Raw genomic sequence first — 21,137 nt, forward strand, 5'->3', positions numbered from 1 at the left:
AATAGAGTACATGGCTACTATGTACATGGCTACTAAATACCGGATGCCCCCGAAGTGAGCCGGGTCAGCGCATCGGCATGGGCCAGACCGCTCTCCGCCGCGATCGAGTCCAGCGACTGCGCGTCGCGCACCGGAGCGAACCGCACCCCTTCGCCGTCGGCCGCCCGGGCGAAGCCGTAAACGGCGGGCCTGGGCAGGCTGTTGTACGCCCACGGGGTGGAGAAGTAGTACGCCCCGGTGTCGTACAGCACGACGAAGTCGCCCTCCCGCAGCTCGGGCAGTTCCCGGCCGTGCGCCACGACGTCCCCGGCGAAGCAGCACGGTCCCGCGATGTCCTGGACCAGCAGCGGGCCGGTGCCCGGACGCCCCTGGGAGTCGAACGCGCCGACGCGCAGAGGCCAGGCGTCGGGCATGAAGACCGTGCGCGTGGCGGTCTGCGCACCCGCGTGGGTGAGAGCGATCCTGCGCCCGCCCGCGTCCTTCGTGTACTCGACCAGGGCCCCGATGAAGCCGTTCTTGGCGAGCAGCGACCGGCCGAACTCGGTGACCAGGGAGTATCGGCCGTCGAAGAGGCCGGGCGCCGCCTCCCGCAGCGCGGCCACGTACGCGGCGTACGACGGCCGGACCGTGTCGTCGGCGAAATTGACCGGCAGTCCGCCGCCGATGTCGATGCTGGTGATCTGCTGGGTGCGCAGCGAAGCGTTGATCTCCTCGGCGAGCTGGTACGTCTCCGCGACGCCCCGGGCGATGAGCTCCAACGGGCAGCCCTGGGAGCCGACATGGGCGTGCAGGCGAGTGAGCCACGGCCGCCCGGTGAAGGCCCGTACGACCGCTTCGCGAGCGCCCGCGTCGTGGAGCGCCACGCCGAACTTCGATGTCGCCGTCGCGGTGCTCATCGCTCCGATGGAGCCGCTCCCCACCTGCGGATTCACCCGGAGTCCGAGGACGGAGACCGAGTCCGGGGTGCGCAGGGCGTCGATCCGGCGCAGTTCGTCGAAGCTGTCGGCGTTCACGGCGACACCGAGGGCGAGCGCCAGCCTGATCTCCTCGCGCGTCTTGGCGGGGGAGTCGAGCACGATGTCCGCCGGGGCGAAACCCGCGTCGAGCGCGAGCCGCAGTTCGCCCGGGCTCGCCACCTCGCACCCCATGCCGCAGTCGGCGAGCAGGCGCAGGACGGGCACGAGGGAGGCGGCCTTCGCGGCGAAGGTGTGGAGGGTGCCGGGCAGGGCGGGGAAGGCGGCACGGAGCGCGGCCACGGATCCGCGTACCCCGTCGGTGTCGATGAAGCCGGCGACGGGCTGTTGTTCGCCCAGGAGGCCCTCGGTCACGGCCTGGCGGACCGCGTCGGCGAAGCGCTCGGAACCGGTCGGCGCCACGGGGGTCGTGGGAGTCATCTGCGTCATACCGCGAGAGTCGTTGATGGCGGCCCCACAGGTCTTTGTCGAACAGGCCAAGACTCCTGCCGAACCTTGGCCGTCCGGGCAACTGCCCTACTAAATCGTACCGAAACGCTCAGACCCCAGGCGTGAGGCGGACGGCGAGCGTGAGGAGCAGCCGGGTGTCGGGGTCGTCGATGTCCACACCGAAACGCTCCTTCGCACGCCGCAACCGGTAACGCAGCGTGTTGGGATGCAGTACGAGCCGTTGTGCCGCCCGGGCGACGTCCCCGGACACGTCGAGGTAGGCCGCCAGCGTGCGGACGAGCTCGCCACCGGCCGCCAGATCGGCCCGTACGAGATCGTGCACCGGCCCGCTGCCCTGCTCCCACAAGGGCCGTACGGCGTCCAGGACGCGCAGCACGTCGAGTGAGGGCCCGAGCTCGGCTGCCGTCGCGCGGCGCGGCTCGCCCTCCGCCGGGCCGCGGCGCTCGCGCTCGCGCAGCACCCGTACGACGAGGGCCGCCTCCTCGAACGAAGCGGAGGCGGTGAGGGCGGAGGCGACGACGGACCCCGCCCCGACCCGGACGGGGACGCCCGCGGGCAGCGAGGCCGCGAGGGCGTCGAGCTCCCTGGCCATGCGTGCGGCGTCCCGGTCCTGGGCGTTGCCGACCGGCAGCAGGATCAGGAGCCGTTCCCGTTCGCGGAGCACCAGAACCGTGGAACGGTACGAGGTCGCCTGGAGCGCCAGCACGTCCAGCGTGCGGTCGGCGGACGGACGGACGTCACCGGCCCGTTCGGCGATCAGCACCGCGCACGGGGCGTCGGGGGAGAGGCCCAGCGACCAGGCGTGCGTTCGCTGGTCCCCCCGGCCGTACAGCAGACCGCGCAGGGCGTGGTCGCGGCGGCGTACGGCCGCGCTCTCGCGCAGCCGGTGCCCGACCAGATGCGGAGCCGCGACCTCCGCCGCCCGGCGCAGGGCGTCCGGTGCCTGCGGGGAGAGGCTGCGGCCGTCGGCGGCCACCCAGATCGAGCCGAGCACCTCCGGTCCGCTGCGGACGGCGATGATCAGGCGTTCGGGGCTGTCGCCCTGGGCGGGACGGTGGATGACGTCCCGGGAGGTCCACAGCGCGTGCAGGATCCCGCTGCGGCGCAGCTCGGCCACCCGCCACTCGGGGACCCGGCCGCCCAGGATCGTGGAGCGGCGCACTCCGTCGGCCTCGGGCCGGGTGGCGGAGTGCGCCAGGACCCGGAACCGGGTGTCCTCGATGGTGATCGCCCCACCCGTGTACTCGGCGATGGCCGAGGCGAGCGCGCTCAGACCGCCCGCCGTGCCGTCGGGCTCCCCGGACGGTTCCCCGGCGCGTCCCGTCCCCGCGTAGGCGAGCGCGGAGCGCAGCAGGGCGGCCGTGCCGGTCCAGTCCGCCCACGCGGCCCGCACCAGCAGCGCGAGCCCCGACTCCTCGGCCGCCGCGAGCACTTCGGGCGCGGGCGACGCGCCCTCCGTCTCGCGCAGCACCACGGCGCAGGCCCCGCGCCGGGCCGCCTCGCGCACCGGCGCCACGGCCCCGGCGGAGGAGACCGGCGGACCGACCGCGAGCACGGCACACGCCTCGGCCGCCTGCGCGCCCTCCTCGTCGCCGAAGACCACGCCCCGGACGGTGACGTCCTGGCCGGCGGGCGCGAGCAGCAGCCGCAACGTCCCGCTGTCGTCGAACGCGAGGATCTCGCGCAGTGTGCTTCCCTGTGCCGGCACGTCGTGGGGCGGTTGGCTCGTCACCTTCCCGAGCATACGAGCGCGACCACCCGGGGAGAACGGCCGGAGCTCGGGGGCGGCCGGGTGCGCGGACCGTCAGGGCGTGCCGTGGGGCGCCGCGACGTGCGGATGCTGCGGACGTACGGGGGCGGGGCCCAGCGTGGTGCTTCCCGGGGACGCCCGGTGGCCGAGCCCCGTGCGGTAGGCGTCGAGTGCCGCTTCCGTACGGCCCGTTCTGCGCAACAGATCGCCCAGCAGGCGGCAGATGTCGGCGAGATCACCCGCCGCGCCCGCCCGTTCCAGCAGGGCGAGGGCGTTGACGTAGTGCTCCTCGGCCGCTTCGAGTGCGCCGTTCTCCTCGCAGATCAGGCCGAGAAGCCGGTGCGCTCCGGCCGCGTGGACCGATCCGCGGTCAGGGTGGAGCTCGCCGATGAGGCGTCGCAGCAGCTCCTCGGCGTCCCGACCCCTGCCCTGCCGGCGCAGTACGTCGGCCAGCTCCACCTCGACCTGTGCGGTGTAGAGCGCGGCGCGCTTGGAGGCCAGCATGTCGCGGGCGGCGCGCAGTTCGCTCTCGGCGCCGTTCAGATCTCCGTCCTGCGCGCGCACGTAGCCGCGCATCCAGTGGCAGTGCGCCATCTCGGTGCGGATCTGGAGCTGCTGGTAGATCTCGGCCGCCTTGGCGAGCGAGGCGTCGGCCTCCGCGATGCGGCCTGCCGCGATGAGCGTCCGGGCGACCCCGCGGTGCAGCCCCGCGACCAGTTCCGGATCGGAGACGCGGGGGGCCAGGGCCAGGGCCAGTTCACCCGCCTGGGCGGCGCGGGCGTGGGCGCCCATGTCCATGTACGGCGCGATCGCCGCCGTGTAGAGCAGCAGGAGCGCGCCGGGGTCCTGGAGTCCCGAATGGTTGAGCTCGTCGATCGCGCTCTCCAGCAGGTAGCAGGCGTACCGGAGTTCACCCGCCAGCAGATGGGCGACCGCCCGGCCCCGGACGGCCGGGGCGCGCTGCGGGAGCGGGGCGTCGGCGAGTGCTTTCTCGGCCGCCTCGAAGTGCCGGCGGGCCGCGGGCAGATCCCCGGTCTCCAGAGCGCACTGGCCGAGTCCCAGCAGGGAGGTGGCCCGTTCGGAGTCGAGCCCCAGCCGTCCGGCCTCGCCCAGCAGTGTCGTGAACTCCTCTGCGGCGTCCTCGGCCGCTCCGGTCGCCAGGGTGCGCTGCGCCTCGACGAGCCTCAGCCGGAGGCCGGTGGCGAGATGGGCGGGGCGACCGGTGGCGAGCTCCTCGTAGGTGACACCGAGCCGTTCGGCGAGATGGCGGACGGCGGCCTCCGAAGGGCGGACCCGGCCCGCCTCCAGAGTGGAGATGTACGCCGGGGTGTACGAGGGCTCGGCGAGCTGGCGCTGCGTCAGTCCACGTTCCGCGCGCAGGCGTTGTACCCGGCGGCCGACGGCGCCGGGATCGTCGGACTGCTTGTGCCGGGGGCCCTGACCCGCCGCGTGCCTCTCGCCCACTGCGTCACCCTTTCTGCCCTGCCCTGTGTCCCGCACCCGGGGTGGGGACTCCCTCGCGGGCGTCAACCCCCTTGCTCCCAGGTCTTGTTCCGCGTCGCCGGGAGCTCTAGGTTAAGCGGCACATTAATTCAGTTTAACTCGCACGTTAAGTGCCGGGGCTTTTCGTCTCCGTGCTCACTCACCGCGTGGAACACCGCAGGGACTTGAAGGAGTTGTACATGCGAATACGCCTCGGCATGCGCCGAACCTCGGCATCCATGGCAGGAATCGCCGTGGCCGGACTGCTCGTCACCGCTGCCGTCACGGCCGCCCCCGCCGCTTCGGCCACCGCGGCGGCACCCGCGGCCCCGGCCGTGGGTGCCGGACAGGACCGGCTCAAGGCCGAGTACTTCCCCGAGCCGGGCGGCGAGGGACGCACCGTACAGGTCCCGGCGGACGGCCACGGACAGGGCGAGGAGGGCGCCGGGGACCGCCGCACCACCGCACCTCTCTCCGCTTCCGAGGCCGCGGTGGACGGCACGGCTGCCGGGCTCGCGGTGACCGGCAGTACCGACGACCGCCTCGACATCGTGATCGTCGGAGACGGCTACACGGCCGGCCAGCAGGGCGACTTCCACGCGGACGCCACCGCCAAGTGGGCCGACATCACCGCCATCGAGCCGTACAAGAGCTACCAGGGACTCTTCAACGTCTGGACCGTGGACGCCGTGTCCAACGAGTCCGGAATCAGCGGCGATCCGACCGCGGACCAGGTCAAGGACACCGCACTCGGCAGCTACTTCTGGTGCGAGGGCATCGAACGGCTGATCTGCGCCGACATCGACAAGGTGGCCGCCTACGCGGCCAAGGCCCCGGCCGCCGACCTCGTGGTCGTCGTCTCCAACTCCACCAAATACGGCGGCGCGGGCTACTCCGGCCTGACGGACGAGGGGTACCCCTTCAACGGTGTCTCCACCCTCTCCTCCGACCACGCCTCGTCCAGCCTGATCGCCGCCCACGAGATCGGGCACTCCGTCGGTCTGCTCGACGACGAGTACACGTACGACTCGTACGGCACCTGGACCGGCGGCGAACCGGCCGGGATCAACTCCACCACCTACACACCGGCGCAGCTGACCGCGAAGCAGGCCAAGTGGTACCGCTGGCTGGGCCGCCCCGACCCCACGGGCGGCACGGTCGGCACGTACGAGGGCAGCTTCTACTACCCGTACGGCATCTTCCGGCCGACCGGCACCTCACTCATGCGCGAGCTGAGCAGCACCGAGTTCAACCTGCCGGGGCGCGAGGCGATGATCGCGGGCTTCTACCGCGCGGGCAACGCGCTGAGCTCCACCGTCGGTACGGAGTCCGCCGTCGGCTCCGCGCAGCGGCTCACGGTGGGGGTGGCCGAGCTCGGCGCGCTCGCCCGGCCCGAACTGCGCTGGTACGTCGACGGCGTGGAGAAGGCCGAGGCGCGGGGCCGCACCACCGTCACCCCCGCAGCGCTCGGCGTCCGCAAGGACGGGCGCGGCCACCGGGTGACCGCGACCCTGGTCGACCGCACGGACGCGGTGCGCGACCCCGCGGTCCGGAACCTGGCCACGGACCGGCTCACCTGGACCGTCGCCCCGGGCGCCCGCCTCGGATAGGAGTCGCCGGCCGTGGTCTCCCTCTCACGCGATGAGGGAGACCACGGCCTCCGGCGTCAGCATCCGGAAGGTGAACGCCTGATGGAAGTAGAGGCGGACGCTGGTCGCGTCGTGGCTCTCGTACCCGATCGACAGATCCTGGGCCAGGCACAGCTCGAAGTCGCCGCCGCGCGTGGACAGCAGCACTCCGCCGGTCACGGCCGGCGCCCACAGGATCTGGTCGTCGAGCAGCCGGCCCAGATGCGTCGCGACCGGGTACCCGTGGTCGGAGGTCTCCGTGGCCTCGGTGAACGCGTCCGCGCCCAGCAGCAGCCGGTACGGCCCGTCGACCCCCGCCAGCCGTAGCCGGGTCAGGGCCTGGCTCACCGCCGCCGGGTAGTCGCGGGCATCGGCGGGCAGCGGCTGCGGGGGGTGCGAGGAGCCGGTGCGCAGACCGGTGATCCCGGCGGCCTCGTACCCGTCGATGACGGCCATGTCCTCGGCGAACGCGCAGGTGCGCGCGGCGTCCTTGACCGGCTGCCAGTCGCTGTCGTCGGAGCCGCGCTCGACGTCGTCCACCGCGGCCCGGGTCACGGTGAACGGGACCCGCCACTCGACGACCGGCATCGAGGTCCGGGCCCTGGCCAGCACGTCGGGGGCGGGCGGATCGATGTCGCGCAGATGACCGTCGCCCACGGCGGCCAGCGTCGGTCCCTCGGGGCCGGTGACATCGACGACCCGGCGGCCCGCCACATGGCGGCTGAACGTGCGCCGGGCCTCCTCTTCGATCTGTTCCCAGGCGGCTTCCGTGACGGGGGCGAGTTCGCGGTGGAGGTTGTTCATCGCGGGGTGCTTTCTTGCAGGCTGCCGATTCGCAGCGAGCCCCCGTCCGGAACCACCGCCCGGGCCGCGGCCTGCGGCACCGGCGCAGACGCCGGTTCCGTCAGGGCCTCGGTCCCGGCGAGGGCGGGCGCGGGCGGCGGGGCGTCGAAGAAGTCGGCGCCAGGGGCGTAGAAGAGAGAGCCGGTGATCGCGGTCGAGAAGTCGAGAATGCGGTCGTGCGTGGCGGGCGGCTTGCCCAGGAACATGTTGCGGAGCATCTGCTCGGTGATGTCGGGATCGGCCGCGTAGGAGATGAAGTACGTCCCGAACTCGCCCTGTCCGAAGCTGCCGAACGGCATGTTGGCGCGCAGGATGTCGTGCTCGGTCCCGTCCGCGTCGGTGATGGTGTTCAGCGCGACATGGGAGTCGGCGGGCTTGACGTCGTCGGGCAGCTCGACATCGGTGAACTTCGTGCGCCCGATGACCCTTTCCTGCTCTTCCGTGGTCAGCGAGTTCCAGGAGTCCAGATCGTGCACGTACTTCTGCACGATGACGTAGCTGCCCCCGGCGAACTCCGGATCCCTGTCGCCGACGAGAGCGGCCGAGCGCGCGTCGGCACCGACAGGATTCTCCGTGCCGTCCACGAAGCCGAGCAGATCGCGGTGGTCGAAGTAGCGGAAGCCCTGTGTCTCGTCGACGATCCGCACCGCCCCGCCGAGCCGGTCCAGCAACTGAGCCGCCCACTCGTAGCAGACGTCCATCCGCTCGGACCGGATGTGGAAGACGACGTCCCCCGGAGTGGCCGGCGCGTGGTGGCGGGGTCCGCGCAGCTCGCGGAAGGGATGCAGCTGCGCGGGCCGGGGACCGGCGAACAACCGGTCCCACGCCTCGGATCCGAAACCCATCACACAGGCGAGACCGGCGTCCGGGAACCGGAAGCCGAGCGACCGGGCCACGGCCGGGAGCTCCGGCAGCATGTCGCGTACGGCACCCTCGCCACCCGGCTCGATCGTGCCGACCAGGATCAGCGCGGCGTTGGTCAGCGGGGCTACGACGGGCTGGACCGCGACGGGGTCCGGGATGGCGTCGGGCATGCGCGCACTCCATGAGGTGGGGGCGTCGGCGGTACGGGACGGCAGCGGCACTCGTCTGCTACTAACGCACGCCACCGGCCCGCCCGCACCCCGGGCGGGCCGCCCGGGCGAACACTCAGCCGGCCGTGACCTCGGAGCGGTCACCGCCCCAGAGCGTGTGGAAGGAGCCTTCCCGGTCCGTGCGGCGGTAGGTGTGCGCGCCGAAGAAGTCCCGCTGGCCCTGGGTCAGCGCGGCGGGCAGCCGGCCGGCGCGCAGCCCGTCGTAGTACGAGAGCGCGGCGGCGAACCCCGGGGTCGGCACCCCCTGGCGCACCGCCTCGGCGATCACCGTCCGCCAGTCGTCCTGGGCGGCGCCGATCTCCTGGGCGAACTGCTGGTCGGAGAGCAGGCTCAGCAGCTCGGGCCGCGCGTCGTACGCCGACCTGATCCGGTCCAGGAACGCGGCCCGGATGATGCAGCCCGCCCGCCAGATCCCGGCGACGGCACCGAGGTCGATGTCCCAGCCGTACTGCTCGCTGCCCGCCCTGATCAGATGGAAGCCCTGGGTGTACGAGACGATCTTGGAGGCGTACAGCGCCTGCTCGACGCGGTCGGCGAAGGCAGCCGCCTCCGCCCCGCTCAGCGGCACGGCCGACGGGCCCGCCAGATCGCGTGCGGCCTCCCGCAGGTCCACATGGCCGGAGAGCGACCGCGCGAAGACGGCCTCGGCGATCCCGGACACGGGCACGCCCAGGTCGAGGGCGATCTGCACCGTCCAGCGCCCGGTGCCCTTCTGCTCCGCACGGTCCTGCACGATGTCGACGAAGGGCTTTCCCGTCGCCGCGTCCGTGTGCGCGAGGACCTCGGCGGTGATCTCGATCAGATACGAGTCGAGGCGCCCGGTGTTCCAGGTGCGGAACACCTCGGCGATCTGCTCGGGGGAGTAGCCCGCGACGGCGCGCAGCAGGTCGTACGCCTCCGCGATCAGCTGCATGTCGGCGTACTCGATGCCGTTGTGGACCATCTTCACGAAGTGCCCGGCGCCGTCGGGACCGATGTGCGTGGTGCACGGTGTGCCGTCCTCCGCACGGGCGGCGATCTTCTCCAGCATCGGGCCCAGGGACTCGTACGACTCCGTGGAACCGCCCGGCATGATGCTCGGCCCGTTGAGGGCGCCCTCCTCGCCGCCCGAGATGCCGGCGCCGACGAAGTGGATGCCCCGCTCGCGCAGCTCCTTCTCGCGGCGGCGGGTGTCCTCGAAGTGGGCGTTGCCGCCGTCGATGATGACGTCGCCCTCCTCCAGCAGCGGGGCGAACTCCTGGATCACCGCGTCCGTGGGTTCGCCCGCCTTCACCATGACGACCAGGCGGCGCGGGCGCTCCAGCGCGGCGACGAACTCCTTCGGCGTGTGCGCGGGGACGAAGTCGCCCTCGTCGCCGAACTCCTCGACCAGCTCGTCGGTCCTCGCGGTCGTACGGTTGTGCAGCGCGACGGTGAAGCCGTTCCTGGCGAAGTTGCGGGCGAGATTGCGGCCCATCACCGCGAGTCCCGTGACGCCGATCTGCGCAGTGCCGGTCATCTGTGGTGTGCTCCTGAATCTGTCGGGTTCCCGGAGGTGCCGTGTTCCCGGGACGGCCGGATGGATACGTACGGGGGCGCCGCCGGGTTCAGCGCGTCGTGACGTCTCCGGCCGGCGGGGACTCGTCGTCGAGCGGGGTGCCGTCGAGCGGTTCCTCGTCGTCGGGGACGACGTGCATGGCGGCTTCCTCGGCCGACGCGGCGGCCCCGTCGATTCCGACGTCCTGGGCGGTCAGCGTGGACGGCACACTGCCCTCCGCCTGCTGGGTGAGCCGGCCCGCACGGATGACGCCGACCTCGGTGTCCCAGAGCTCCCCGTCGCCCCCGGCCAGGTCCCCGGGTCCGTCGTCCGCGTCGGAGACGTCGGGCAGCTCCCGGGTCAGCCGCCGGTCCAGGGACTGACCGCTGTGCTGTTCCGCGGCGGTGGTGCCCTCGTCGTCGACGACCCACGGCCGCTCGGGCGGGGAGTACCCCGCGTCGAGGACGTCGGTGATGCCGGTGGTGTCCAGGGTGTCCTCGACATCGAGCAGGTCGTCCGGGTCGGAGGCTTCCGGCGCCTGGGGCTGGTAGACATCGTCCCCCCGGTCGCTGTCAGTCATGGCATGTCCTTTCGATCCGGGGGCGAGTGCGGTGCCCCGCGTGCGCGGAGCGCCCGGGACGTTTTTCGCGTCTGGGCCCACGTCCCTGTGTATGCAATTCCACTCCGGTCCGGGAGGAGTCGCCAACGGAAGAGGCCGGCGGACCGGGCCCCGGAGTCCTCGTACGAACCGTCGGAGGCCGCTCCCCGGGGCTCCGGGACCGCGGCGGCCCGGGAGCCGGCCCCGATCCCCACCAGCGGCGGCGCGGCCGACGGAGTGACTCCGCCGTCCCGCTCGCGGCACTTGCACCCGCTCCGCCCGGGAGCGGAATCCGAAAGGTCCGACCGGACGTACACTCGGCCCATGGGTCGTACACGTGCCACCGGGGAGAGCCTGCCGCAGGCCACCTCCGTGCTGCGCCCGGCCCCGGTCCGTCCGGCACGCACCGGGCCCGCGGGCGCCGCCACCATCGGCGCGTCCGGGACCTGCCGCACCGCACTGCACGGTCACGGCTAGCGATCTACGCCCTCCGGTCACGTTCCGTGACCATCGGCACTTCCGGCAGGGCTTCCGCCCCTGACCGACGTTCCTTCCCTTACGCAGCGGGCCTCCTGCCCCGCTGACCTTTCGCGTCCCGTCCCCCCCCCCGAACGCGCGAAGCACCACCGGCTCCACATCACCACGCAGCTCCGGAACACCGCCGGTGCCGCTGTCCGGCGCGGCCGCACCACCGGGCCGGGCCACTTCGAAGGGATCACTGTGAAGCTGAGCGAGCTGCTGGCCGGACAGGAACACCAGATTCTCCAGGGCGACCCCGCGCGGATCCTGATCACCGCGGGCACCACGTTCGACGCCGAACTGGCCGCTCCCGGCTCGCTGTTCGTCGCGGTGCCCGGCTACCAGGGCGGTGGCCCCGAAGCCGTCGCACCGGCGGTCGCACGCGGGGCGGCGGCGGTGCTCGTCGGCGCCGACGCGCCGGAGCACCCGGCACCCTCGGCGGACGTGTGCGTGGTCAGGGTGCCCGACATCAGGGCCGCCGCCGCGGTCGTCGCCTCGCGCTACTTCGGTGAACCCGGCCGCGGGATGGACCTGATCGCGATCACGGGAACGAACGGGAAGACCTCCGTCTCGTACATGGTCGAATCCGTGCTGCGGATCGCCGAGGGCGCGAAGGCCGGGGTCATCGGAACGGCGGGCAGCCGGATCGGCGACGAGCTGATCCCGATGCCGCAGTCGGTCCTGACCACACCGGAGGCACCGGACCTCCAGTACCTGCTGGGCCGCATGCGCGACCGCGGCGTCGGCACCGTGGTGCTGGAGGCCACCTCGATGGGCCTGCTGACCCACCGTGTGGACCGCACCTTCATCGATGTCGGGGTCTTCACCAACCTGACCCAGGACCACCTGGACGACCACGGGACGATGGAGAACTACCGGGACGCCAAACTGCGCCTGTTCGAGGGCCTGTGCCGGCTTGCCGTGGTCAACGTCGACGACCCGGTGGGCGCCGCGATCCGGGACGCGGCGCCCGGCGCCGTCACCACGTACGCCCTCGACGCCGAGGCCGACTACCGCGCCACCGGCCTCACGGTCGATGCCTCCGGCACGCGGTTCACCCTGCATCACGACGGCCGTGCGTACCCGGCCGCGATCTCTTCCCCGGGCCGGTTCTCGGTGGCCAACGCGCTTGCCACGGTGGCCGCCTGCCACGTCCTCGGCCACGATCTGGCCGCCCTGGTCGCCGCGCTGGAACGGATGCCGCAGATCCCGGGCCGCTTCGAGCGTGTCCGCACCCCGTCCGGGACCTCGGTGATCGTGGACTACGCCCACTCACCGGACTCCCTGAGCAAGGTCCTGACGACCATTCGCGGATTCGCCGGCGCCCGGGTCATCACCGTCTTCGGCTGCGGCGGCGACCGGGACACCACCAAGCGGGCCGACATGGGAACGATCGCCGGGGCCGGATCCGACCTCTGCGTCCTCACCTCGGACAACCCCCGCCACGAGGACCCCGAGGCCATCCTCGACCAGATCGCTCCGGCCCTCGTGGCGACCGGAACCCCCTTCGAACGGTTCGTGGACCGGCGCGAGGCGATCGCTTTCGCCCTCTCCGCCGCGGGACCGGACGACATCGTCCTGATCGCGGGGAAGGGCAGCGAGCCGCACCAGATCGTCGGCGACGCCCTGCTTCCCTTCAGCGACATCGCCACCGTGCGCGAACTCACCGAGGACCAGGACCTGCCCGCGCTGGCCGCCGTCAGCGACTGACAACGAAGACGCGTCAATAGCCACGATTCCGGTGTTGGCCGCCGGAGCCCGCTCACTGGAATGCTGAACCCGCGCCCGGGGGAGGCGCGGCACGAAGGCGAGCGAGGGAGTGGCGATGACGGTGTTCACGACGGGGACCGGGCAGGTACGGGGCCGGCCGGCCGTCCGCGACACGGGAGTCGTCGCCGTGCTCGGCATCCCGTACGCCGCACCGCCGTTCGGCGCCGACCGCTTCCGGGAGCCGCGCCCGGCCGCCGCCTGGGACGGCGTACGGGACTGCGCGGCGTTCGGCCCTGTCGCCCCGCAGTCGGCTGAACTCCCCGGCTCGCCCCGCTGGTCGCCCGGCGATGAGGACATCCTCACCGTCAACATCTGGACCCCGGGAGGCGAGGGCGACGCCCTCCCGGTGCTGGTCTGGATCCACGGAGGCGCGTACGTCTTCGGATCCTCCGCGCAGCCCGACTTCGACGGCACCGCGCTCGCCGGGCAGGGGCTGGTCGTCGTCACCCTCAACTACCGTCTGGGCTTCGAGGGGTTCGGCCACGTTCCGGCTTCGGGCGACGAGGGCACCTGCCCGGACAACCGGGGGCTCCTCGACCAGATCGCCGCACTGGAGTGGGTGCGCGACAACATCGCCGCGTTCGGAGGAGCGCCCGGCAACGTCACCGTGGCCGGACAGTCGTCGGGTGCGACAGCCGTCGCCTGCCTGATGTCGATGGAGCGCGCGCGGGGACTCTTCCGCCGTGCCGTCGCCCACAGCGCCGTCAACGCGTGCGCGTCCTTGCGGACCGCCGCGCGGACCACCGCGGAGGTCGCCGCCGCGGCAGGTGTCGCTCCGTCGCGCCCGGGTCTCCTCTCCGCTTCCCCGCAGGAACTCGTCGCCGCCTCCGACAAGGTCGTCGACGCCTATCGCGGGGATCCGTCGTCCGGGCAGCGCCACTACGATCCGGCGATCTACGGCCCGGTCGTGGACGGCGACACCCTCCGTACGGACCCCCTCACCGCGATCGCCGCCGGGGCGGGCCGCGAGGTGGACCTGATGATCTGTCATGCCACGGAGGAGTACTGGCTGCTCGACGCCGTGGGCAGCAGTGCGAAGATCACCACGGAGAGTCAACTGAGCGCATTCGCGGCAGACTTCGGGCTTCCCGCCGCGCTCGTCGACGGCTATCGCGCGCTCCTGCCGGGGGCGCCGGTGCTCGACGTCTTCCTCGCGGTGTACGGGGACCTGCTCTTCGCCGAGTACAGCGGCAGACTCGCCGAGTCCCACGCCCGCGCGGGCGGCAGGGCGTACCTGTCGCGCTTCGCCCGCAAACGCGGCGGCGACGGCCGGCCGGTCCGCGCGTGGCACTGCGCGGACGTCCCCTTCGTCTTCGGCACCCTGGACGACGAGAGCGTCCATTTCCTGATCGGCGGCCCTCCCGGACCGGGCGATCGCACGCTGTCCCACCGGATGATGCGGTCCTGGGCGGACTTCGCCGCCACGGGCGACCCCGGCTGGCCGCGGACCGGTTCGGCCCCGGACGCCGTGCGGATCTGGGGCGCGGAGGAGGGCGGGAGCGAAACGCCGGACGCCTCCCGGGAGCTGTGGCGGGCGGCGGGATATCCCCTGTTGGCACCGTGAGTGTGTGCGTACCCCACCCCACCCGCACCACCTCCCACGGAGCCGGGCGTACGGCGCTCCGACGGCCGCGCGCCCCTGGCTCCCTTGTCATCACCCGCCCGCTGCACCTAAGTTGGCCGATTGCGACGTGTCCTACTGCCAGTGGGGGAGCCAAGTCATGGCCGCGAACGGACGGCACCGCAGATATCAGCCCAGCCGCATCAACCGTGCCTCGCTCACGGTGACGGCGGGCGGCGCGGGCATCGCGCTCCCGCTCATCACCGCAGCGTCGGCGGGTGCCGCGACGACCGATGTGTGGGAGAAGGTCGCCGCCTGCGAGTCGACCAGCAACTGGCACATCAACACGGGCAACGGCTACTACGGCGGCCTGCAGTTCACCCGGTCCACCTGGGCCGCGTACGGCGGCACGGCCTACGCGCCGCGTGCCGACCTCGCCACCAGGAACCAGCAGATCGCCGTCGCCGAGAAGGTGCTGGACGGGCAGGGGCCGGGCGCCTGGCCCACCTGTTCCGTACGCGCGGGTCTGACCCGCGGGGGCGACGCCCCCGACATCGCCCCGCAGTCCCAGGGGACCAGACCCGCCGCCGCGCCGAAGAAGGCCGCCCCGCGCGAGCAGCCGAAGACCGCGGCCACGCCGACGACGGTGCCCGGCCAGCGGGAGTCGTACACGGTCGCCCGGGGCGACTCGCTGTCCGGCATCGCCTCGACCGAACAGGTCCGGGGCGGCTGGCAGCGCCTCTACGCGGCGAACCGGCAGGTCGTCGGGGACGACCCCGACCTCATCCTCCCCGGGCAGCGGCTCAGCCTGGACGTGGCCAAGGCGTCGGGCACCGCCCGGAAGCCCGCGGCAGCGGCACCGAAGCGCGCGGCCGAGGCCGTCGCCGAGGCGCAGGCCGAACCGGCCCCGAAGAAGTCGGCGGCCCCCGCGGCGAAGCCCCGGCAGGAACCGAAGCAGGAGCCGAAGCGGGAAGCGAAGCAGCAGCCGAAGCAGGAAGCGAAGCAGCAGCCCAAGAAGAGCGCGCGTTCGGACCGGTCGTCGGACCGCGCGGAGAAGCAGTCCGGCCTCACCGCACCGGTCGCGGCCCGGACCGGCACCCCGTACCACCAGTCCGGCTCATGGGCGAGCGGCTACCACACGGGCGTCGACTTCCCCGTCCCCACCGGCACCTCGGTGAAGGCGGTGTCCGCCGGAAGGGTCGTCTCGGCCGGCTGGGCGGGGGCGTACGGCTACGAGGTCGTCATCCGGCACAACGACGGCAGGTACAGCCAGTACGCCCACCTGTCGGCGCTGCACGTACGCGCGGGACAGCAGGTAGCCGGCGGCCAGCGGATCGCCCGCTCGGGCTCCACCGGCAACAGCACCGGCCCGCACCTGCACTTCGAGATCCGTACGGGAGCCGGATACGGCTCCGACATCGACCCGCTGGCCTACCTCCGGGCAGGCGGCGTCAAGATCTGAACCGGTCCGGTCCGCCGGGTGCTCCCGGTCGACGGTTCGTCGTGCCGGGCGGGCCCCGCGAAGGTGCGCCCGCCGCTGAACTTCACGCTCCCCACACCGCGCCCCTGTGGCAGCGTCAGGGTCAGCGGCAGTGAGTTCGGCGCCGGAAAGGAAGCCGTGGACGCCCCCTCGGCGGACGGCCGGTCCGAGGTCACGGACGGACGGTCCGAGGCCACGGAGGGAGCTCCGACGGACGGCTTCGGCGTGGGCGGTACCGCACGCTCGGGCCGACGGCCGGCGCGGCTCCGCGGCGCGCGTACGGCCCTCGTGGAGCCTCCTGCCAGGGCCTCGGCGGCGCCACCCGCCCCGGCGGCCTGTGCGGGCACGGCGCCCGGCAGCGCGCCCGGTGCCGTCCCCGTCCGTTCCGCCCCGAGCCGCTCCGTGGTGAGCAGGATCAGCCCGGCCGCCGTCACCGCACCGCAGAACAGCGCGAGCAGGGTGCCGGTGAGGCCGTAACGGAACTGCTCACCGAACAAGGTGATGCCCACCGCCGCCGCGACCACCGGATTGACCACCGTGACGATCGCCAGCGGCGCGGTCAGACCGGCTCCGCGGTACGCGGCCTGGGAGAGCAGCAGTCCCGCCGACGCGAGGCCCGCGATCACCAGGAGGGTCGGCAGCCCCGAGCCCACCGGACCGGAGGTCCACTCCACGGCCACGGTCTTCGTGAACACCGAGCCCATACCGAAGGCGATCCCCGCACCGGTGGCCAGCAGGACGCTGCGCACCATCGGGCTGTGGAGCCCCTTCGCTACGAGGAAGAGCGCCGCCACCCCGCCGAACGTCACCGTGGCCAGCATCATCTGCTGCGGAGCGCCCAGCGCGTGCGACTCCGTGTTCCCCGCCAGGGCCAGCAGACCGGCGAGACCGACCGTGGCCATGACGGCGCCGCGCCAGGCCGTCCTCCCCGCCCGGCGGCGTACGAACAGCGCGGCCATGGGCAGGGCGAAGACGATCGTCAGGGCACCGAGGGGCTGGACGAGACTGAGCGGCCCGTAGGCCAGGGCCACCACGTGGAGCACCGCACCCACGCCGTTCAGGGCCACGGCGGCCCACCAGGCGGCGTTGCGCAGAAGGGCGGCGTACGAGCGGCCGTCCCCACCCGCGGCGACGCGCTCCTGGACGATCGCCCCGGCCGCGTAGGCGACCGCGGAGACCAGTGACAGCAGCACAGACAGCGCGAGTGAGCTCATGTAGACCACGATGTCCTGTCGGGGCCGCCGAGTCGTCGTCCCTGAGGCGGCGATTCGACGTACTGCTCTAGTAGTACGAACGCGAGTCCTTCGTCCTCCTCCCGACGGTAGTCCTCCTCGCCCAGGTCCTCAGAAGTTCGGGCCCGGCCGGTACGGTGAGCTCCGAACCCGGCACCGCGGGTGGTCGAACGGGACGGACGGGCAGGAACCGGTCCGAGGGGGAGCAGTCGATGGACAGGACCGAGCCGAGCATGCCCGGGGGCTTCTTCGCCCTGCGTACCGACGCCGTCCCCGGTGGCGCCCACCGCCCGCTGGCCGACCTCTACGCGGGGGACCTCGGCCCTCTCACGGCCCGTGTCGACACGGTCGCCGCCCGGCTCCGCACCCCCGAGCGCAGAGTCGCCGCGTCCATAGCGCAGCTCGGGCTGGCCGCCCGGCTCTGGTCCGTGGCGCTGGGGCACGCGGCCCTCTTCGGCCGTCTGCCCGACCTCTCGCCGGACCGGTTCTTCTGGGACCCCGCGCACACCTCGCCCGACGATCTGTGGCTGTCGGGCACCGACACGCTGCCGGGTACCGCCGAGGGCATCCGGGAAGCCGTCCAGTTCGGGCACCTGGTGCCGCTCGCCGCGGCGATGCGCGCCGAAGGCACCATCTCCGAGCGGCTGCTCTGGGGCAACGCGGGCTCGGCGCTCGGCGGCGCCGTGAGGGAACTGGCCACGTGGGCGCGCGCCCACGGGCGACCGGAAGCGGCGGAGCGGGCGCGGACGCTGGCCGCCGAGCTCTTCGGCCATCCGGACCTTCGCTCCACGGGAACCCCGCACGGGCCCGCGTTCCGACGGCGCAGTTGCTGTCTGTACTACCGGTGCCCGGACGGCGGTCTCTGCGGCGACTGCGTCTTCGACCGCAGGCCGGGGGCCGCCAAGGGCGTCGCTCCCGGGTGACGCGCACCCCGGGACGGAAAGCGCCCGCCCCGGGTGGCCGGGGGCGGGCGCTTCAGGTGCTGAGCTGGAACTCGGCGCGGATGCGCTTGCCGACCGGTACGCGCTCCGCGGTGAGCCGGTCGCACAGGGCGACGACGATCTCCATCCCGTGACCGCCGAGGCGGGCGGGGTCGGGCGCGTAGAGGACGGGGAGCGCGGTGCTGCTGTCGTACACCGTGACGCTGATGCTCTCGGCGGTGCCCTCCAGCTCCAGCAGGTACGGACCGTGGCTGTAGCGCTCGGCGTTGGTGATCAGTTCGCTCACCGCGAGCATCAGATCGCTACGGGTGTGCTCACGCAGGACGGCGAGCCACTCGGCGACGAGCCGGGTCAGGAAGCGGTCCGCCAGCGCACGGGCCTGAGCTATGCAGCCCGGCTCGCCCGCGAACACCTCGGCGGTGTGCAGTACCTCCGTGCACCGGAACCCCTGACCGGGGTCGTCCGGCCGTGAGGTGGCCTGTTCATTCATAGCTCCAGCCAAGGGCGCCGCAGGGAGGTCGGAGACCTGTTCTCGCCGTTCGTCTACCCGCGTCGAGAGATCCCACTCCGGGGTATGCCCCCAGATCTTAGACGCTTCGCCCGCCGCCGTGCGGCGGTTCAGACCTCCACGCACATTCCGGTGCGCAGCCGCTGCACGATCCGGCTGAGCAGACGCGACACGTGCATCTGGGAGACCCCCAGCCGGTCACCGATCTGGGACTGCGTCATCTCCTGCCCGAAGCGCATCTGCACGATGCTGCGCTCGCGGTCGTCGAGCTTCTCCAGCAGCGGCGCGAGGGTGTGGAGGTTCTCCACGGTCTCCATGCCGGGGTCGGCCTCGCCGAGCACGTCGGCGTAGGCCCGCTGGTCCTGGCCGGAGTCGCTGTCCGCCGACGGGGTGTCCAGGGAGCCGGCCGAGTAGCCGTTCGCCGCGACGAGGCCCTCGATGATCTCCTCCTCGGGGAGGTCCAGGTGGGCGGAGAGCTCCGCGACCGTGGGGTCGCGGTCCAGCTCCGCCGAAAGCTGCTCCTTGGCCTTCGCCAGATCGACCCGCAGCTCCTGGAGGCGGCGCGGCACATGGACGGCCCAGGTGGTGTCACGGAAGAACCGCTTGATCTCGCCCACGATGTACGGCACGGCGAAGGTGGCGAACTCGACCTCCCGCGAGAGGTCGAAGCGGTCGATGGCCTTGATCAGGCCGATCGTGCCCACCTGGATGATGTCCTCGGCCTCGTCACCGCCGCGGTTGCGGAAGCGGGACGCGGCGTAGCGCACCAGGGAGAGATTCATCTCGATGAGGGTGTTGCGCGCGTACTGGTGCTCCGGCGTCCCCTCTTCGAGGGTCTGCAGCTCGTCGAAGAATATCCGGGACAGTGCGCGGGCGTCCTGGGGAGCCACCTTCCCGGTGTCCTCGATCCAGGGAAGTGTGCCGGTCCCGGCGGCTGTTGCGGCACATGTCCGCGTACCGACCTGGTGGTCCTGCGACGCGTCCGCGCCGACCGCTCCGGTGGTTCGCACTGACATTGCCGTCATGGTGTCGCCCTCCCAATTGCCGATGGTGTGGAAGCTCGTATGCCCGGCTCCGGCGAAGTCATGCATTCCGGTTTCCTCGGCGCCTTCCGAGGGCGCATCGGGGCCACGCCGGGCCGTGGCAAACTTGATCGGGGCGTTCGGCCCGTAGTAACGCGGCCTGGCGCAGCCTGTGGCCGGCATCTTCGAGTAACAGAGGAACGGCATGACGGTGACAGTTGACAGCCCGGAGATCGATCCCGGAGCCGGTGAGTTCGGTCCCGGCATCGACCCTGAGCGGCTTGCCGTCTGCCTGAGCGTGCTCGACGAACTCGACACCATCGATGTCGACCACCCGGACGCGATCGCCGTACGCCGTGCCACCGCGGGCGTCTACCGCACGGTGAAGCAGCGCCGCCGCCAGGAGCGCAGGGCCGCCAAGACCGCCAACGACAAGGCGGTCACGGAGGCCACCGCGACCGGCTCCGCCGTGCGCATCGACGACGAGACCGAGGGCATCCTGCCCTCGTCGGTCACCGAGGCGGGCCAGATCGCCGGGATACTCGAGCGCCCGCGCTCCTGCTACATCTGCAAGGCGCGGTACGTGGAGGTCGACTACTTCTACCACCAGCTCTGCCAGAAGTGCGCCGCCGAGAACCGTGCCAAGCGGGACGCCCGCGCCGACCTCACCGGCAAGCGCGCCCTGCTCACCGGTGGCCGCGCCAAGATCGGCATGTACATCGCGCTGCGGCTGCTGCGTGACGGTGCGCACACGACCGTCACCACCCGCTTCCCCAAGGACGCCGTCCGCCGCTTCAAGGCCATGGAGGACTCGGCGGACTGGTTGCACCGCCTGGAGGTGGTCGGCATGGACCTGCGCGACCCCGCACAGGCGGTCGCCGTGGCCGACCAGGTCGCCGAGCAGGGTCCCCTGGACATCCTCATCAACAACGCGACGCAGACCGTGCGCCGCCTGCCCTCCGCCTACGCGGCGCTGATCGAGGGCGAGAGCGCCCCGCTCCCCGCGGGGGAGCTCCCCGCCCACCATGTGATCGGCGCCTTCGGCTCCGGTGCGGTGGACGGTCTGGCCACGCTGCCCGCCGGGATCTCCGGCATCGACGCGCAGCAGGTCGCCGACCTGGCTCTGGTCGCGGGCAACGCCAGCGTCGCCCGGCACCTGGACGGCACCGCCATCGACGCGGGCGGTCTGGTCCCCGACGTCGTCCGCACCAACACCTGGGTGCAGACCATCGAGCAGATCTCCCCGGTGGAGCTGCTCGAAACCCAGCTGTGCAACTACACGGCGCCGTTCATCCTGATCAGCAAGCTCCGCCCGGCGATGGCCGACGCTGCCAAGAAGTCGGCGAGCGGTCGCGCGTACGTCGTCAACGTCTCGGCGATGGAAGGCGTCTTCGGCCGCGGCTACAAGGGCGCGGGGCACCCGAACACGAATGCCGCCAAGGCCGCCATGAACATGGTGACGCGGACCAGCGCCCAGGAGATGTTCCAGACCGACGGCATCCTGATGACCTCGGTCGACACCGGCTGGATCACCGACGAGCGCCCGCACTTCGACAAGCTGCGTCTCGCCGAGGAGGGCTTCCACGCCCCGCTCGACCTGGTCGACGGCGCCGCCCGGGTCTACGACCCGATCGTGCGCGGCGAGGGCGGCGAGGACCTGTACGGCTGCTTCCTCAAGGACTACGCACCCGGGAACTGGTAGCCCCGGGCACAGCGAGTACGACAAAAGCGGCGGTCCGTGTCCACGGGCCGCCGTTTTTCTGTCCCGT

Annotated in this window: 17 protein-coding genes; 7 read left to right on the forward strand and 10 right to left on the reverse strand. The window is 72.3% G+C overall.

The features are described from left to right. Positions 1-32: 32 nt before the first annotated feature. From OG230_RS32000 to OG230_RS32010, 3 genes are all read right to left on the reverse strand, one after another. Positions 33-1,394, reverse strand: coding sequence for a diaminopimelate decarboxylase (locus OG230_RS32000; RefSeq protein WP_443051614.1), 1,362 nt, complete (start codon positions 1,392-1,394; stop codon positions 33-35). A gap of 118 nt (positions 1,395-1,512) precedes the next feature. Then, positions 1,513-3,156 (reverse strand): PucR family transcriptional regulator, encoded by a 1,644-nt coding sequence (locus OG230_RS32005; protein WP_328907234.1) that lies wholly within the window; start codon positions 3,154-3,156, stop codon positions 1,513-1,515. A 72-nt stretch (positions 3,157-3,228) separates the two neighbouring features. Next, positions 3,229-4,638 carry a helix-turn-helix domain-containing protein gene (locus tag OG230_RS32010; RefSeq protein WP_328907235.1) on the reverse strand — a complete coding sequence of 470 codons (1,410 nt, stop codon included), beginning with the start codon at positions 4,636-4,638 and terminating at the stop codon, positions 3,229-3,231. Between the two features lie 218 nt (positions 4,639-4,856). Here OG230_RS32010 and OG230_RS32015 point away from each other — a divergent pair, with 218 nt between their 5' ends. After that, on the forward strand, positions 4,857-6,266 hold the full coding sequence (locus tag OG230_RS32015) for a M64 family metallopeptidase (protein ID WP_328907236.1): 1,410 nt from the start codon (positions 4,857-4,859) through the stop codon (positions 6,264-6,266). Between the two features lie 24 nt (positions 6,267-6,290). On the opposite strand, the gene OG230_RS32020 is transcribed toward OG230_RS32015, so the two are convergent. The 4 genes from OG230_RS32020 to OG230_RS32035 form a co-directional block, all read right to left on the reverse strand. Continuing rightward, positions 6,291-7,088 carry a family 1 encapsulin nanocompartment shell protein gene (locus tag OG230_RS32020; RefSeq protein ID WP_328907237.1) on the reverse strand — a complete coding sequence of 266 codons (798 nt, stop codon included), beginning with the start codon at positions 7,086-7,088 and terminating at the stop codon, positions 6,291-6,293. Then, positions 7,085-8,161 (reverse strand): Dyp-type peroxidase, encoded by a 1,077-nt coding sequence (locus OG230_RS32025; protein WP_328907238.1) that lies wholly within the window; start codon positions 8,159-8,161, stop codon positions 7,085-7,087. The genes OG230_RS32020 and OG230_RS32025 overlap by 4 nt, the downstream gene beginning before the upstream one ends. A gap of 115 nt (positions 8,162-8,276) precedes the next feature. Beyond that, a complete protein-coding gene (gene gndA, locus OG230_RS32030) occupies positions 8,277-9,719 on the reverse strand; it encodes an NADP-dependent phosphogluconate dehydrogenase (protein WP_328907239.1) in 1,443 nt (480 codons plus the stop codon). Between the two features lie 88 nt (positions 9,720-9,807). Next, a complete protein-coding gene (locus OG230_RS32035; RefSeq protein ID WP_328907240.1) occupies positions 9,808-10,317 on the reverse strand; it encodes a DUF5709 domain-containing protein in 510 nt (169 codons plus the stop codon). Between the two features lie 342 nt (positions 10,318-10,659). On the opposite strand from OG230_RS32035, the gene OG230_RS32040 reads away from it, so the two are divergent. The 4 genes from OG230_RS32040 (at position 10,660) to OG230_RS32055 (ending at position 15,647) form a co-directional block, all read left to right on the forward strand. Further along, positions 10,660-10,812 (forward strand): hypothetical protein, encoded by a 153-nt coding sequence (locus OG230_RS32040; RefSeq protein WP_328907241.1) that lies wholly within the window; start codon positions 10,660-10,662, stop codon positions 10,810-10,812. Between the two features lie 243 nt (positions 10,813-11,055). Next, a complete protein-coding gene (locus OG230_RS32045) occupies positions 11,056-12,564 on the forward strand; it encodes a UDP-N-acetylmuramoyl-L-alanyl-D-glutamate--2,6-diaminopimelate ligase (RefSeq protein WP_328907242.1) in 1,509 nt (502 codons plus the stop codon). Positions 12,565-12,679: 115 nt separating this feature from the next. Beyond that, positions 12,680-14,188: a carboxylesterase/lipase family protein gene (locus OG230_RS32050; protein ID WP_328907243.1), complete on the forward strand. Its 1,509-nt coding sequence runs from the start codon at positions 12,680-12,682 to the stop codon at positions 14,186-14,188. A 157-nt stretch (positions 14,189-14,345) separates the two neighbouring features. Beyond that, positions 14,346-15,647: a transglycosylase family protein gene (locus tag OG230_RS32055; protein ID WP_328907244.1), complete on the forward strand. Its 1,302-nt coding sequence runs from the start codon at positions 14,346-14,348 to the stop codon at positions 15,645-15,647. Here the strand turns inward: OG230_RS32055 and OG230_RS32060 are convergent. Then, positions 15,617-16,888, reverse strand: a complete 1,272-nt coding sequence (locus OG230_RS32060) for a DMT family transporter (RefSeq protein ID WP_443051428.1) — start codon at positions 16,886-16,888, stop codon at positions 15,617-15,619. The two genes, OG230_RS32055 and OG230_RS32060, sit on opposite strands and share 31 nt — an antisense overlap. Positions 16,889-17,109: 221 nt before the next feature. On the opposite strand from OG230_RS32060, the gene OG230_RS32065 reads away from it, so the two are divergent. Then, the gene (locus OG230_RS32065; RefSeq protein WP_328907246.1) at positions 17,110-17,820 is read left to right on the forward strand and encodes a (2Fe-2S)-binding protein; all 711 of its coding nucleotides are present in this window, start codon (positions 17,110-17,112) and stop codon (positions 17,818-17,820) included. A 52-nt stretch (positions 17,821-17,872) separates the two neighbouring features. On the opposite strand, the gene OG230_RS32070 is transcribed toward OG230_RS32065, so the two are convergent. After that, the gene (locus tag OG230_RS32070) at positions 17,873-18,328 is read right to left on the reverse strand and encodes an ATP-binding protein (protein WP_328907247.1); all 456 of its coding nucleotides are present in this window, start codon (positions 18,326-18,328) and stop codon (positions 17,873-17,875) included. A 128-nt stretch (positions 18,329-18,456) separates the two neighbouring features. After that, on the reverse strand, positions 18,457-19,371 hold the full coding sequence (locus OG230_RS32075) for an RNA polymerase sigma factor SigF (protein WP_328907248.1): 915 nt from the start codon (positions 19,369-19,371) through the stop codon (positions 18,457-18,459). A 202-nt stretch (positions 19,372-19,573) separates the two neighbouring features. Between OG230_RS32075 and OG230_RS32080 the strand changes: the two genes are divergently transcribed. Beyond that, entirely contained in the window at positions 19,574-21,070 is a 1,497-nt protein-coding gene (locus OG230_RS32080; protein WP_328907249.1) for an SDR family NAD(P)-dependent oxidoreductase, read from the forward strand. Positions 21,071-21,137 lie beyond the last annotated feature (67 nt).

The organism is Streptomyces sp. NBC_00234 (genome assembly GCF_036195325.1).
Classification (GTDB): domain Bacteria; phylum Actinomycetota; class Actinomycetes; order Streptomycetales; family Streptomycetaceae; genus Streptomyces.

Coding starts and splice junctions, on each gene's coding strand:
- OG230_RS32000 (WP_443051614.1), bottom strand. CDS start 1,394: ATGACTCCCACGACCCCCGTGGCGCCGACCGGTTCCGAGCGCTTCGCC.
- OG230_RS32015 (WP_328907236.1), top strand. CDS start 4,857: ATGCGAATACGCCTCGGCATGCGCCGAACCTCGGCATCCATGGCAGGA.
- OG230_RS32020 (WP_328907237.1), bottom strand. CDS start 7,088: ATGAACAACCTCCACCGCGAACTCGCCCCCGTCACGGAAGCCGCCTGG.
- OG230_RS32025 (WP_328907238.1), bottom strand. CDS start 8,161: ATGCCCGACGCCATCCCGGACCCCGTCGCGGTCCAGCCCGTCGTAGCC.
- gndA (WP_328907239.1), bottom strand. CDS start 9,719: ATGACCGGCACTGCGCAGATCGGCGTCACGGGACTCGCGGTGATGGGC.
- OG230_RS32035 (WP_328907240.1), bottom strand. CDS start 10,317: ATGACTGACAGCGACCGGGGGGACGATGTCTACCAGCCCCAGGCGCCG.
- OG230_RS32040 (WP_328907241.1), top strand. CDS start 10,660: ATGGGTCGTACACGTGCCACCGGGGAGAGCCTGCCGCAGGCCACCTCC.
- OG230_RS32050 (WP_328907243.1), top strand. CDS start 12,680: ATGACGGTGTTCACGACGGGGACCGGGCAGGTACGGGGCCGGCCGGCC.
- OG230_RS32055 (WP_328907244.1), top strand. CDS start 14,346: ATGGCCGCGAACGGACGGCACCGCAGATATCAGCCCAGCCGCATCAAC.
- OG230_RS32065 (WP_328907246.1), top strand. CDS start 17,110: ATGGACAGGACCGAGCCGAGCATGCCCGGGGGCTTCTTCGCCCTGCGT.
- OG230_RS32070 (WP_328907247.1), bottom strand. CDS start 18,328: ATGAATGAACAGGCCACCTCACGGCCGGACGACCCCGGTCAGGGGTTC.
- OG230_RS32075 (WP_328907248.1), bottom strand. CDS start 19,371: ATGACGGCAATGTCAGTGCGAACCACCGGAGCGGTCGGCGCGGACGCG.
- OG230_RS32080 (WP_328907249.1), top strand. CDS start 19,574: ATGACGGTGACAGTTGACAGCCCGGAGATCGATCCCGGAGCCGGTGAG.